12 protein-coding genes are annotated in these 13,907 nt (G+C 29.4%); 8 read left to right on the top strand and 4 right to left on the bottom strand.

What is annotated here, in order from left to right:
- Positions 1–43 precede the first annotated feature (43 nt).
- Entirely contained in the window at positions 44–802 is a 759-nt protein-coding gene (yaaA, locus tag DS884_RS05025; protein WP_113786008.1) for a peroxide stress protein YaaA, read from the top strand.
- 35 nt (positions 803–837) lie between these two features.
- Here the strand turns inward: yaaA and DS884_RS05020 are convergent, their stop codons facing one another.
- The gene (locus DS884_RS05020; RefSeq protein WP_093870747.1) at positions 838–2,265 is read right to left on the bottom strand and encodes an L-serine ammonia-lyase; all 1,428 of its coding nucleotides are present in this window, start codon (positions 2,263–2,265) and stop codon (positions 838–840) included.
- Positions 2,266–2,351: 86 nt separating this feature from the next.
- Positions 2,352–2,693 carry a DUF2853 family protein gene (locus DS884_RS05015; RefSeq protein ID WP_093870748.1) on the bottom strand — a complete coding sequence of 114 codons (342 nt, stop codon included), beginning with the start codon at positions 2,691–2,693 and terminating at the stop codon, positions 2,352–2,354.
- Between the two features lie 206 nt (positions 2,694–2,899).
- Between DS884_RS05015 and DS884_RS05010 the strand changes: the two genes are divergently transcribed.
- From DS884_RS05010 to gap (DS884_RS04995), 4 genes are all read left to right on the top strand, one after another.
- Complete coding sequence (locus tag DS884_RS05010; protein ID WP_113786007.1) at positions 2,900–4,270, top strand: tetratricopeptide repeat protein; 1,371 nt, start codon at positions 2,900–2,902, stop codon at positions 4,268–4,270.
- A 342-nt stretch (positions 4,271–4,612) separates the two neighbouring features.
- The gene (gene pfkA / locus DS884_RS05005; protein WP_113786006.1) at positions 4,613–5,599 is read left to right on the top strand and encodes a 6-phosphofructokinase; all 987 of its coding nucleotides are present in this window, start codon (positions 4,613–4,615) and stop codon (positions 5,597–5,599) included.
- 9 nt (positions 5,600–5,608) lie between these two features.
- Entirely contained in the window at positions 5,609–6,607 is a 999-nt protein-coding gene (gene gap, locus DS884_RS05000) for a type I glyceraldehyde-3-phosphate dehydrogenase (protein ID WP_113786005.1), read from the top strand.
- Between the two features lie 153 nt (positions 6,608–6,760).
- Positions 6,761–7,753 (top strand): type I glyceraldehyde-3-phosphate dehydrogenase, encoded by a 993-nt coding sequence (gene gap / locus DS884_RS04995; RefSeq protein ID WP_093870752.1) that lies wholly within the window; start codon positions 6,761–6,763, stop codon positions 7,751–7,753.
- Between the two features lie 70 nt (positions 7,754–7,823).
- On the opposite strand, the gene DS884_RS04990 is transcribed toward gap (DS884_RS04995), so the two are convergent.
- Both DS884_RS04990 and DS884_RS04985 read right to left on the bottom strand, forming a co-directional pair.
- Entirely contained in the window at positions 7,824–8,204 is a 381-nt protein-coding gene (locus tag DS884_RS04990) for a Rid family detoxifying hydrolase (RefSeq protein ID WP_113786004.1), read from the bottom strand.
- A 26-nt stretch (positions 8,205–8,230) separates the two neighbouring features.
- Positions 8,231–10,939, bottom strand: coding sequence for a putative LPS assembly protein LptD (locus DS884_RS04985; RefSeq protein WP_199488186.1), 2,709 nt, complete (start codon positions 10,937–10,939; stop codon positions 8,231–8,233).
- A 92-nt stretch (positions 10,940–11,031) separates the two neighbouring features.
- Between DS884_RS04985 and DS884_RS04980 the strand changes: the two genes are divergently transcribed.
- The 3 genes from DS884_RS04980 (at position 11,032) to DS884_RS04970 (ending at position 13,900) form a co-directional block, all read left to right on the top strand.
- Positions 11,032–12,258: an N-acetylmuramoyl-L-alanine amidase gene (locus DS884_RS04980; RefSeq protein ID WP_113786003.1), complete on the top strand. Its 1,227-nt coding sequence runs from the start codon at positions 11,032–11,034 to the stop codon at positions 12,256–12,258.
- Between the two features lie 65 nt (positions 12,259–12,323).
- Positions 12,324–13,283 carry an MlaD family protein gene (locus DS884_RS04975; RefSeq protein WP_093870755.1) on the top strand — a complete coding sequence of 320 codons (960 nt, stop codon included), beginning with the start codon at positions 12,324–12,326 and terminating at the stop codon, positions 13,281–13,283.
- Between the two features lie 14 nt (positions 13,284–13,297).
- Entirely contained in the window at positions 13,298–13,900 is a 603-nt protein-coding gene (locus tag DS884_RS04970; protein ID WP_113786002.1) for a carboxymuconolactone decarboxylase family protein, read from the top strand.
- Positions 13,901–13,907 lie beyond the last annotated feature (7 nt).

Genomic DNA, 13,907 nt, shown 5'->3' with positions numbered 1-13,907 from the left:
GTAAACATTTATACCTTTAAGAACTGTAAAAAGATAGTTACCAATGAAAATTATAATATCACCTGCTAAATCGTTAGACTTTGAAACAAAAGCAATAACAAGCTTATATTCAGAGCCTAGATTTTTAGATAAATCAGAAAAGTTAAATAAAAAACTAAGAACATTATCAAAGAAAAAAATATCAGAATTAATGAAAATATCTGATGATTTGGCAATGTTAAATTATGAAAGAAACCAAGAATGGGAGCTTCCTTTTACATTAGAAAATGCTAAACAGGCTATTTATGCTTTTACAGGTGAAGTTTTTAGAGGGGTAGATGTTGTTACTTTACCCGAAATAAAAGTACCTATTTTACAAGATAAACTAAGAATTTTGTCTGGATTATATGGTTTACTAAAACCTCTTGATTTAATTCAGCCGTATAGGTTAGAAATGGGGACTAGATTAAAAGTAGGAAGAGCAGATAATTTATATAAATTTTGGGATGACCAATTAGCAAATTCACTAAATGAAGAATTAGATAATAATGAGTTATTAATAAATTTGGCAAGTTCTGAATATTTTAAAGCAGTGCCTAAAAAAGTATTGAAAGTACCTATGATAACCCCAGTTTTTAAAGATTTTAAAAATGGTCAATATAAAACTATCATGACATATGCAAAAAAAGCTAGAGGACTAATGGTTCGCTATATAATAGAGAATGATGTTGAAACATTAGAAGAATTGAAAGGATTTAATGTAGATGGATATGGTTTTTCTGAAGAAATGTCTACAAAAACAGATTTAGTTTTTACAAGGTAGAAAAAAGCACTCTTTCTAAGAGTGCTTTTTTATTTTTAACAATCAGCTAAACCAACAGTAATTGCTAAACCTCCTTCAGAGGTTTCTTTGTAATTTCTATTCATGTCTTTAGCGGTTTCCCACATGGTGTCTATAACTTTATCTAAAGGAACTAAAGAGTCTTCAGGATTAGTTTCTAAAGCTAACTCAGCGGCATTTATTGCTTTTATAGCTCCCATAGCATTACGTTCAATACAAGGAATTTGAACTAAACCACCAATAGGATCACAAGTTAAACCAAGGTGATGTTCCATAGCTATTTCTGCGGCTACTAAACATTGAGATGGAGTACCTCCTAAAAGCTCAGTAAGGGCTCCAGCAGCCATTGCAGATGAAACTCCAATTTCAGCCTGGCAGCCTCCCATTGCTGCAGATATAGTAGCGTTTTTCTTAAATACACTTCCAATTTCACCAGCAACTAGTAAGAATTTTTTGATGTGTTCAAAGTCAGCATTATGATTTTCTATAACTAAGTAATACATTAAAACTGAAGGTATAACTCCAGCGCTTCCATTTGTTGGAGCAGTAACAACTCTTCCTAGAGAGGCATTTACTTCATTAACAGCCAACGCACAACAACTAACCCATTTTAAAATTTCTCTAAACTTAACTTCTGTACTTCTTATAGCTGTAATCCATTCATCTTTATTTGTATAAGCAGCCTCTTTAATTAACTTTTTATGAGTTTCAAACGCTCTTCTTTTTACATTTAAACCTCCAGGTAATGTACCCTTAGTGTGGCAACCAATATACATACACTCAAGCATTGTGTTCCAAATACGTAATAATTCAGAATCAATTTCTTCTTCAGTTTTTAAAACTAACTCGTTTTGTAAAACAATTTCAGAGATTTTTTTGTTTTTTGAATTACAATAATCTTCTAGCTCAGAGGCTCTGTTTATAGGGAAAGGGAAGTTTTGTTTGTTAATCTCAGTAGTGGTTGAAGTTTTAACTTCTTCTTGAATAACAAAGCCACCACCTATAGAATAATAAGTCTCACTAGATATTTCATTTTTTTCTTTAGAAAAAGCTCTGAAAGTTAAACCATTAGAGTGAAAAGGTAAAAAGTCTTTGTTGAAAATGACTTGGTTAATTGAGAAATTTAAAACTTTTTCAGCGTTGAAATTAAGGGTGTTAGTTTTCTTTATTTCAGAGATAATATGTTCTATATTATCAATAGGGATATATTCAGGATCAGTTCCACTTAAACCTAATAGAACAGCTAAATCAGTAGCATGTCCTTTTCCTGTTAAAGATAAAGATCCGTAAAGATCAACTTTTATAGAGGAAACGGTTTCTATAAGTTCGTCTTTTTTTAGTTTTTGAATCCATTGTTGAGCAGCTCTCCATGGACCTAAGGTGTGCGAGCTTGAAGGCCCTACACCAATTTTTAACATATCAAAAACGCTAATAAATTGTGACATAGTAATTAGTTGTTTGTAACGGGCTAAAATAAAAAAATCCTGCATTAATACTAACGCAGGATCTATTTTTTAAAAAAGAAAAAATATTACATTCCGTAAACAGATTCTTTGTCAAATTTCTTTGTTAGCATGTAGTATACTACAGCACGGTATTTATTTCTTTCAGATTTTCCAATTCGTTCCATAACTTCATTGATTGCTTCGTCTAATTTTGGACCATCAGCTAAACCTAATTTTTTTATCAAAAAGTTCTTTTTTACTGTTTCTAATTCTTTTGCATCAGAACCAGATACAGTTTCTGCATCTTTTTTATAAATAGAAGGACCTAATCCTTTTGTAACTGCTTTTAATAAATCAGTATTTGAACGAATGTCTCTGTCGTCCATAAATTTTTTATACAATTCTACTTTTTCGTCAAATTTACTCATGATTTTTTGTTTGAAAATTAAATTTTTATTCTGTTTGAATTTTTAATCCATTCAAATATAGAAAAATAATTTATTGTTTCAAATTAGTTTAGGGTATTATGTTTAGCAGTTATAATTGTTAATTATTTTGTTAACAATAAAAGTAAACAAACGTTTTTAGGCATTGTTGTTGTTGTAAATTTATATATAATTCAAATCAAAAGCCTATGCCTGTATCAAAATTTGAATCCATGTTAAAAACAAATAGCGTTTATTTTTTCGATGCTACAGAGTTTGAGTATATTATAGAACATTATTTAAACATTGGTAAACACTCATTGGCAAAAAAAGCAGTGAAGTTAGGTTTAGAACAGCACCCTAGTTCAATCCAATTAAAACTAATGCAAGTAGAATTGTTGATTTTTGATGGAGAGCTACCGTCAGCAATTCAACTATTAGGAGAGATAGAAGCTGTTGAACCTCATAATGATGAAGTATTTATACAAAAAGCCACGATTTTATCTAAAAAAAATAAACACAAAGAAGCAATCGCAGTTTTAAAAGAATCTTTAGAATATGTTGAAGGCCCTGAAGATATTTGGTCTATGATGGGGATGGAGTATCTATATTTAGATGATTATGAAAATGCTCGTTTAAATTTTGCTAAGTGTATTGATGTTGACTATGAAGATTATTCATCACTTTATAATATTGTTTATTGTTTTGAAATGGAACAAAATAGTGAAGAAGCAATAAAGTTTTTAAATAGTTATATAGATAAAAACCCATACAGTGAAGTTGCTTGGCATCAATTAGGAAGGCAATATTTTGAAATTAAGATGTACTCTAAAGCTTTAGAGTCTTTTGATTATGCTGTTATTATTGATGAAGCTTTTATAGGTGGGTATTTAGAAAAAGCTAAAACGCTTGAAAAGCTTGAGAAATATGAAGATGCAATCGATAATTATTTAATAACATTAGAGTTAGATGATCCAACTGCATACGCATATATAAGAATTGGTGAATGTTATGAGAAATTAGGGAACGTTTCTACAGCAATTCATTTTTATAAAAAGGCTGTTCATGAAGATCCTTTATTAGATAGAGGATGGATGATGTTAACTAATGCATGTTATACTAATAAAAATTATCCTAAATCTTTATATTATGTAAATAAAGCAATTCAAATAGATGAAGAAAATGCACTTTATTGGAGGAAATATGGAGATATAAATTTGAAACTAAATTTTTATGAAGAAGCAGTAAAAGCCTTTTACAAATGTATAGATTTAGGTGATAAAGAAATTGAAATATATGTAGCTCTAGCAGATATTTTATTGTTTTTAGGTGATTTTAATGATGCATTGGTTGTATTGATTAAAGCTAAAAAAATATATAAAGAATTTGCTGAAATAGAATATCGTTTATGTGGTTTGTTTATGATTCTTGATAAAGAAGAGTACAGTTTAACACATTTAAAAAACGCGTTAGCTATAGATTATGAATATAATTTTATAATCAAAGAATTGTACCCGACAGTTTTTCAAAACATAAAGGTAAAAGAAATAATAAATAACTTTAAAAGAGTAGTTAAGTAGTTTCATTCTTTTAAATAGTAAAGTTTAATATGCCCTTTTTCGTAAATAGATAAAGGGTTTTTTTGTGCCGTTTTTTATTTCAATTAGAATATGAAGATAAAATACTTTATTTAATAGTTTAAAAAATAAATTAAAGCTAAAAAGGGATTCTTAAAAATGATAGGCAGCTATTATAATTTATTTTAACAGATTAATAAGAAGATAAATTAATTTTTCTTTTTTAAATTTATACTTAAATATTTAATATAAAATAGTGTGATTTTAATAACTAAAACCGAAAACGGTTTCGTTTTTTTTTGTTGAACCGCTCTAAAAAACAACTAGATTTGATACTATAATTTTATGGCAAAAAGAATAAAAAAAATAGCAGTAATGACTTCTGGAGGAGATTCTCCAGGAATGAACGCAGCAATAAGGTCAGTAGTTAGGGCTTGTGCTTATTACAGAACGGAATGTGTAGGAGTTTATAGAGGTTATCAAGGAATGATTGAAGGAGACTTTACATTAATGACAGCTAGAAGCGTGAATAATATAATTCATAAAGGGGGAACTATTTTGAAATCAGCTCGGTCAAAAGAATTTATGACAGCTGAAGGTAGGAAAAAGGCTCATGAAAACTTATTAGAACACAATATTGATGCGTTAGTGGTGATAGGTGGAGATGGTTCCTTTACAGGAGGAGTTGTTTTTAATAAGGAATATAACTTCCCTGTAATTGGTATACCAGGAACAATCGATAACGATATTCATGGAACATCACACACGTTGGGATATGATACAGCTTTAAATACAGCAATGGATGCTATTGATAAAATAAGAGATACAGCATCATCTCATGATCGATTATTTTTTGTAGAGGTAATGGGAAGAGATGCTGGGTTTATAGCTTTAAATGCTGGAGTTGGAGCTGGAGCAGAAGAAATATTAATTCCAGAAGAAGATTTAGGACTAGATAGAATGCTTGAGTCTCTTAAGAAGAGTAAAAGATCTGGAAAGTCATCAAGCATTGTGGTTGTAGCTGAAGGAGATAAATCTGGTAAAAACGTATATGAATTAGCTAATTATGTTGAAGAGAACTTACCAGAATATGAGGTAAGAGTTTCTGTGCTTGGTCATATGCAACGAGGAGGGTCTCCAACTTGTTTTGATAGAGTTTTAGCAAGTAGGTTAGGAGTAAAGGCAGTGGAGCTCTTAATAGATGGTAATTCAAACTTAATGGTTGGTTTAAAAAACAATGAAGTAATAGCAACTGATTTAGAAAAAGCAATAAAAGGGATACAAAATATAGATATGGAACTCCTGCGAGTTTCTGATATTATGACGACTTAAATAAATATTATGATAAAAATAGGGATTAACGGATTCGGTAGAATAGGTAGATTAGCATTTAGATCTGCAGTAAAACGGACAAATGTACAAGTAGTGGCTATAAATGATTTAATTGAAGATGTAAATTATTTAGCATACATGCTTAAACATGATTCAGTTCATGGAGATTTTGACGGTACTGTAGAGGTTGTTGACAATAAATTAATTGTTAATGGAAATCATATTAGAACAACTGCTGAACGTAATCCTGAAAATTTAAAATGGAATGAAGTCGATGCAGAATATGTTATTGAAAGTACAGGTTTCTTTACATTAAAAGAAAAAGCAAAAATGCACATTACAGGAGGTGCTAAAAAAGTAGTTATTTCTGCACCATCTCCAGATGCTCCAATGTTTGTAATGGGGGTGAATAATAAAGAATTAAAAAAAACTGATACTATTTTTTCAAATGCATCATGTACTACAAATTGTTTGTCTCCAGTTGCTAAGGTATTAAATGATAATTTTGGAATAGAAGAAGGGTTAATGACTACGGTACATGCTTCAACTGCTACACAAAGAACAGTTGACGGACCTTCTTTAAAAGATTGGAGAGGTGGAAGAGCTGCAATGCATAATATAATACCTTCGTCTACAGGTGCTGCAAAAGCAGTAGGGAAGGTGATACCAGAACTGTCAGGGAAACTTACAGGAATGGCTTTTAGAGTTCCTACAATGGATGTTTCAGTGGTAGATTTAACTGTTAGGTTAAAAAAAGAAGCAAGTTATAATGATATTAAAAAAACAATGTTAAAAGCATCTGAAAATGAAATGAAAGGTGTTTTAGGGTACACAGAAGAAATGGTGGTTTCTCAAGATTTTGTAGGTGATACTAGAACTTCTATTTTTGACGCAAATGCAGGGATAGCTTTATCAGATAATTTTGTAAAAATAATCTCTTGGTATGATAATGAGATAGGATATTCAACTAAAATAGTTGATTTAGTAGAGTATTCTGCATCTTTATAAAGTATTATTAAATCTTTTATTAAAAACTGATAGGAATTTAACTCCTATCAGTTTTTTTATTTTTATAAGCTTTATATTTGTAATAGTTAAAAGCAAAAGAATTTAAAAAAAACTTTTCACTTTGTTTTTAAGTGAATAGATAAATAAAGTAGAATGATAAAAATTGGAATTAATGGATTCGGAAGAATAGGAAGGTTAGCGTTCCGTTCTGCCGTTCAAAGAGATAATATTCAAGTAGTGGCAATAAATGATTTATTAGATATAGATTATTTAGCATATTTGTTAAAATATGATTCAGTTCATGGTCGTTTTAATGGAACTGTTGAGGTTAAAGACGGTAATTTAATAGTTAATAATAAAGTTATACGTGTAACAGCTGATAGAAACCCTGAAAATTTAAAATGGGATGAAGTAGAGGCTGATTATGTAATTGAATCAACAGGTTTTTTTACAGATAAAGATAAAGCAATGTTGCATATTAAAGGAGGAGCAAAAAAGGTTATTATATCAGCGCCATCCAAAGATGCTAATATGTATGTTATGGGAGTAAATCATGCTGATTTAACCAATGATGAAATTGTTTTTTCAAATGCCTCATGTACTACAAATTGTTTAGCTCCTTTAACAAAAGTAATTAATGATAATTTTGGGTTAAAAGAAGGTTTAATGACTACCGTTCATGCTGCAACATCAACTCAGAATGTTGTTGATGGACCTAATAAAAAATGGCGTAGAGGTAGGTCAGTTGTTAATAATATAATACCAACAACTACTGGAGCAGCAAAAGCAGTAACTAAAGTAATACCAGAATTAAAGGGAAAGTTAACAGGAATGGCAGTAAGAGTTCCTGTAGCTGATGTATCTTTAGTAGATTTAACTTTTAGAACAGAAAAAGCAACCTCATTAAAAGATATTTTAAAAGCTTTAAAAGAAGCTTCTGAAGGAGATTTTAAAGGGATTATCGGTTATACCGAAGATGAAGTAGTTTCTCAAGATTTTGTTTCTGAACCTAGAACTTCTGTTATTGATGCTGATGCATGCTTAGAGTTAAATGAAAACTTTTTTAAAGTGATATCATGGTATGATAATGAATTTGGATACGCTACTAAAATAGTAGATTTATTAGAGTATTCTGCATTACTATAAGTTTTAAAGAAAGTATTAAAATAAAAAAAAATTCCCTTATTTGAAGGGAGTTTTTTTATTTTAACTGTAATTATTTTATAGCAATCATACTGATTTCTACATTTACAAATTTAGGTAAATTAGCTACTTCTACTGTTTCTCTTGCAGGTGCAGTTTTTTCATTGAAATAAGTAGCATACACTTCGTTAATTTTAGAGAAATTGTTCATGTCTGAAATAAAAATTGATGTTTTTACAACATTTTCAAAAGTCATTTCAGCAGCTGTTAACACTTCTCTCATATTTTCCATTACTTGTTTAGTTTCTAGTTCAATAGAATCTAAAACTAGTTCGCCAGTTTCTGGATTGAAAGCTATTTGACCTGATGTATATAAGGTGTTTCCACTTAATACTGCTTGATTGTATGGGCCAATAGGAGCTGGGGCTTTACTTGTTGTTATTATTTTTTTCATGAAATTATATGTGTGTTTGTTTAGTTTTAAAATAATACCCTATCTGGTGGTTTGTTTTTGTCCCATTTTAAGTCTCTTAATACAGATGACTTAACACCAATAAAAAAGTTGTAAGAAGCAAATTGACCGAAAGGAGTCCAAGAAAAATTAAAATTCCAACTATCTAAATCTCTAGCAAATCTTAATGTGGTATTAGTAAAGGCATTTCTTTTTATGTCATAACCAGAATTGATTCCTACTTTCCATTTAGGAGATAATTCCACATTACCGCTAAACATTAATGAATTATTCCCAATACCACTAACTATACCATTATTACTGTAATTAACGGCATATACTATATTAAGATTCCAAGGAATGTTTGCTTTATATAAGTTAGCTTTTTTTGTAGTATTTTCAGAATTTAAATTGTTTTGAGTATTGCTAGGGTTAGAACTGAAATCATTTGTAGCGGGAAGGTTTTCTCCAAAAACATCAGGAGTGTTTTGAGCACCATTTCCAGATTTATTTTCACCTTTTTTTTCTTCTTTTTTGTCAAAATCTCTACTAGAAATAGAATAGTTTGCACTAATTCCAACATTTGTAATTCTAAATATATCAGAATTAAATTTGTCAATTAAATTCCCCTTGCTGTCTACTTGATATGGGTTTAGAGTAGCGTTAAGGTTTACTGCTAATTTATCTTTAAAAAGACGAGTACCTGCACTAGCTTGTACTGGGCTCCAGCGTAAACTATCGGCGGCAATATTATAGCTACTACTAAAATTCAAGTTATTTAAAATAGTAATTTTTTGGTCTTCTTCATCACTGTCAGGATCTTTGGGGGCTACTTTAGCTTCTAATACATTGTTTAAAGAAATACCTATTGAATTTGATACACCGCTTGCTGGAGTTCCATAAATCCCTCCCTCAAAAGGAGAGTAAGTTAATAAGTCGTTAGGGGTGCTACTTTGTTGTACTTGTAGGTTATGATTTCTAGCAAAATCTGGTCGGTAACCATAAGAAATTGAAGGTCTAAACGTATGTCTAATAGCTTTTAATCTTCCTTTTTTAAAGTTAAAAGTACCATATACATTAGTAGAAAGTGAAACTCCAAAATTATAATCATTAAAACGATTAAATCCACTTATAGTATCATTAACAACTGCACCTTGATTACCATTTGAATTACGTATATTAGGGTCAAAACGTTTATTAATTTTTCTAAAATACCAAACATCTTTATAATTTACACTTGGTGATAAAGTAAAATATTTAAAAGCTTTTATATTAGTATTTGCACTTGTGTTATGTTGAATTCCGGCATTTGCTTTTTTAAACATCATAGGTTTAAAAAACTCTGCATCTGTAGTGTTAATTCTATATTCTCCACTCATACTATAACCAATTCCCATTTTTTGAATTGGGTTATCTTTTAAACCACCTTTACCAGTAAAAGGATAAATTCTATCCATGTTTACTTGTAGTGAAGGAAGTGTCATAGTAATAGAATTATTGTTGGTGTTTTGAGAATGTGTAGCTGTAACATTCATATTAAAAGGAGTACCAACAAAGTTTTTAAAATATGATATAGAAGAACTTAAAGTGTTTGTTAATCGTTGAGAGTTATTTAACTCGTTAATAGATTGATTGTAATATTGACTACTACCAACATTAACAGAAGCTGAAAATCGAGAATTTGGACTCGATTTTGAATCTTGACTATGGTTCCATCTAATATTGAAATTAGATCGTTTACTATAGCCGGTTAAACCTCTAACTCCTTCAATAATATTTTCAAATCGAACACTGAAATTACCACTGAATTTGTAGCGTACGTAATAATCAGAGTCACTGCTAAGTCCCCAACTACCATTAGTATATATATCACCTAAAAGAGTTAAGTCAAAATAATCACTTAAAGCAAAATAATATCCTCCATTAGATAAAAAGAACCCTTGGTTAGAACGTTCACCATAAGATGGAATAATAAATCCTGAAGAACGTTTATCTGCTAAAGGGAAATATGCAAAAGGTAAAAATAAAGGAGTTGGAACGTCTGCTATTACTAAATGACTTCCTCCAACTATAATTTTTTTACCAGGTACTAGCTTTGCTTTATTTGTAGCAATATAAAAATCAGGATTTTTCTTTTTAGAAGTTGTAAAGCGAAGTTTACGCATAAAAACCGTTGAATCATTAACCCGTTTGGTTTTTTCACCATAAGTAATTATACCACTTTGAACAGTTTTAACTCCGTAAACTAAAGCCTTTTTTGTTTTAAAATTAAAAAGGATAGAGTCTTGTTCACTTTCTTGATCTCCTTGTTTAAAAACAGGTCTTTGATGGTAGCCTAAACTATCTTTTATACCTTTAGCATACAAAGTGTTTTTCTTGTAATCTAAAATAATAATACCAGCTTTTAAATCTATATCGGTGTATGTAACTCTAGCTTTATTGTATAAAGTTACAGTTCTGTTTTTTGCATTTTGTATCGTGTAATCTTCAGCGTCATGGGTAATAATACCATCAATAACCTCTTTGGGTTTTATTGAATCAGTAACGGTTGAGTCTTTGATTTTTTTTAATTTACTTTCTTTTTTGACATTAAAAAGAGTGTCTTTAGAAATTTTTAACTCCTTTTTTTGTTGAGGTTTCTGAGAGCTAATCCCTTTTTTACCAAATTCTTGAGCGTTACTTAATTGAAAACAAAAAAGGTAGAAAGCTAAAAGTATGTAAGTTAGATTTGTTTTCAATATATTAAATACTATTTTTGTGTTTAATTAAATATATGGCTTACTATTTGCGTTAACAAATTTTAAATGTCAAAATTACTTAAAATTTATTGATGAAAATCTTAAAATTCACCAAAAATAATATCAAAAATTTAACTTTTATATTTTTTATAGGAATTACTTTTTTTACGTGCGTTACATCGGTAAACGCTCAAAAGAAGTATGTTGTTGTTCTTGATGCTGGGCATGGAGGGAAAGATCCAGGTAATCTAGGTAACGGATATAGAGAAAAAAATATAGCACTGCGTGTTGCGTTAGATGTAGGTAAAGAATTACTAACATCTAGAGATATAAAAGTTGTTTTTACTCGAAAAAAAGACGTTTTTGTAGAATTACATAACAGGGCGAAAATAGCAAATAACAAAAAAGCAGATTTATTTGTTTCTATTCATTGTGATTCATATTCTAAAGATAGAGCACATGGAGCAGGAACTTTTGTTTTAGGATTAAGAGGTAATAGCGGAAATTTAGAAATAGCAAAAAGAGAAAATGCTTCTATTTTATACGAAGATAATTACGAACAAAATTATGACTATAATCCAAACTCTCCTGAATCACTAATCGGTTTATCAGTGTTACAAGAAAAAAACTTAGATAATAGTTTAGCGATAGCTGGTCATATTCAATCTAATTTTTCTAATTTAAAAAGGTTTGACAGGAAAGTAAAACAAGATAACTTTTTAGTATTAAGAGAAACGATTATGCCTAGTGTTTTGGTAGAACTTGGTTTTTTAACTAATAAAGCTGAAGGCCGTTTTTTAAATACTAGAAGAGGTCAAATAAAAATGGCAAAAGCCATTGCTGATGCAATAAAGAAGTATGTTAATCAATTAAAAATTAATACAGTTGGGGGTAGTCTACCTGTAATTGTTGAAAAAACTAAAAAAGAAATTGTAGCTAAAAAGAAGCCAGCACCAAAAGAAATAGTTACTGAAAAAATAGTTACACCAAAAAAGAAAGTTAAAAAAGATAAAAAGAAAACTCAAAATATTGTTGTAAAAAAGCAAAAGATAAATAAATCTTTAATAGAGTTTAAAGTTCAAATTGCAGCTTCTAAAAGAAGTCTAACAAAAAATAATTTTAATTTAAAAGGATTGAAAAACGTAAAATCATTATTTATTGATGGGTATTATAAATATTATTATGGTAATACTGTTGTTTTTCAAGAGATTAAAAAGTTTTTGTCTGAAGCAAGAAAGGCAGGACATAAAGATGCTTTTGTTGTAGCCTTTAAAGGAGGAAAAAAGATTTCAATAAAAGAAGCATTAAAAACAAAGTAAATTAAATACTAACTGCCCAATAACTCCAAAATAATTGTTATTTTCGCTTGTAATAATTTTTTTAGATGTCTAAGGAGTTAAAAACAGGAATTGTAGCAGTTGTAATCATAGCATTATTTGTATGGGGGTATAATTTTTTAAAAGGACAAGATCTTTTTAGCCCAAATGCAAGACATTTTTATGTTGAATATGATAATATAAATGGACTAAATCAAGCTAGTTTAGTAACCATAAATGGATTAAAAGTAGGTAAAGTTGCAGAAATAAACTTTAGCTCTAATCCTGAAAGAAAAGGAAAAATAGTTGTTAAAATTTTTCTTGAAAATAAATTTAAATTTTCTAAAAATAGTATCGCCAAGATTTATTCAGCTGGTTTAATGGGGGGGCAAAATTTAGCTATTGTACCATTTTATGATGGCGAAGAAGCAAAAACTGGAGATTTTCTAAAAGGAAAAGTAGAGTCAGACCTTATAGCTTCTTTAAGTGAAAAGTTAAGCCCTAAAATAGAAAGTACATTGGTTGGTGTTGATACCTTGGTAAATGCTTTAAATCAAGTTCTTAATACTAAGTCAAGAGAAAGTTTAAATAGAAGTATTTTAGGACTTGAAGGAACTATTTCTGATGTTCGAAAAACTTTAGCATCAGTAAATCATTTAGTAACTAGTAATAGATCAAATTTAGATTCTACTCTAAATAATGCTAAAAAAATAACAGATAATTTTTCTAAAGTGTCTGAAGAATTAGCTAAAGCTAATCTTTCACAAACGGTAAAGAAGCTTGAAACGGTATTAGCCAGTGCTAATGTTATATTATCAAATGTTAAAAGTGGTAAAGGAACTCTTGGTAAATTAATGACAGATGAAAAAATGTATACTAACTTAACAAACGCTTCTAAAGAAATGGAAGAGTTGTTACGTGAGTTAAAATTAAATCCAAAACGATTTGTACATTTTTCATTATTTGGAAAAAAAGCTAAGCCATTTAATAAAGAAAAAAATAAGAAAAATATAAGTAATACTAAATAAATATTATCTTTTTAATGAGTTGGATTAAAATAATTTCGTTTAATGAAGCGCAAGGAAAATTAAAAAGGTTATATTCAAAAGTAACTGGACCTAATAATAATGTAGACAACATTATGTTAATTCATGGCTTAAGACCACATACAATGGTAGGTCATATGTCATTGTATAAAAACGTACTACATAATAGTAATAATACACTTCCTAAATGGTATTTAGAAACACTAGGAGTTTATGTTAGTATATTAAATAAGTGTGATTACTGTATTGAGCATCATTTTTTAGGATTGAAAAAGTTATTAAAGGACGACGAAAAATCTGACTCTATAAGAAAACAACTTGAGTTAAATAGTTATGAGTCTATTCTAGATCATAAGTATATTGAAGGATTAAAGTATGCTAAGAAATTGACTTTAGAACCTAATAAGTTAATAGAAGAACATATAGAAAAACTGAGAAATAAAGGATTAACTGATGGAGAAATTCTTGAAATAAATCAAGTGGTTAGCTATTTTAATTATGCTAACAGAACGGTTTTAGGACTAGGAGTTTCTACAAAAGGAGATGTTTTAGGTTTATCACCTAACAGCTCTGAAGACGATAATTGGAATCATCAATAAAACTAAC

It is taken from the genome of Tenacibaculum sp. E3R01, from assembly GCF_003318185.1.
GTDB lineage: Bacteria > Bacteroidota > Bacteroidia > Flavobacteriales > Flavobacteriaceae > Polaribacter > Polaribacter halocynthiae.
The sequence above is the reverse complement of the archived record's forward strand: the minus strand, read 5'-3'. Positions and strand labels throughout refer to the sequence as shown.

Coding starts and splice junctions, on each gene's coding strand:
- yaaA (WP_113786008.1), top strand. CDS start 44: ATGAAAATTATAATATCACCTGCTAAATCGTTAGACTTTGAAACAAAA.
- DS884_RS05020 (WP_093870747.1), bottom strand. CDS start 2,265: ATGTCACAATTTATTAGCGTTTTTGATATGTTAAAAATTGGTGTAGGG.
- DS884_RS05015 (WP_093870748.1), bottom strand. CDS start 2,693: ATGAGTAAATTTGACGAAAAAGTAGAATTGTATAAAAAATTTATGGAC.
- DS884_RS05010 (WP_113786007.1), top strand. CDS start 2,900: ATGCCTGTATCAAAATTTGAATCCATGTTAAAAACAAATAGCGTTTAT.
- pfkA (WP_113786006.1), top strand. CDS start 4,613: ATGGCAAAAAGAATAAAAAAAATAGCAGTAATGACTTCTGGAGGAGAT.
- gap (WP_113786005.1), top strand. CDS start 5,609: ATGATAAAAATAGGGATTAACGGATTCGGTAGAATAGGTAGATTAGCA.
- gap (WP_093870752.1), top strand. CDS start 6,761: ATGATAAAAATTGGAATTAATGGATTCGGAAGAATAGGAAGGTTAGCG.
- DS884_RS04990 (WP_113786004.1), bottom strand. CDS start 8,204: ATGAAAAAAATAATAACAACAAGTAAAGCCCCAGCTCCTATTGGCCCA.
- DS884_RS04980 (WP_113786003.1), top strand. CDS start 11,032: ATGAAAATCTTAAAATTCACCAAAAATAATATCAAAAATTTAACTTTT.
- DS884_RS04975 (WP_093870755.1), top strand. CDS start 12,324: ATGTCTAAGGAGTTAAAAACAGGAATTGTAGCAGTTGTAATCATAGCA.
- DS884_RS04970 (WP_113786002.1), top strand. CDS start 13,298: ATGAGTTGGATTAAAATAATTTCGTTTAATGAAGCGCAAGGAAAATTA.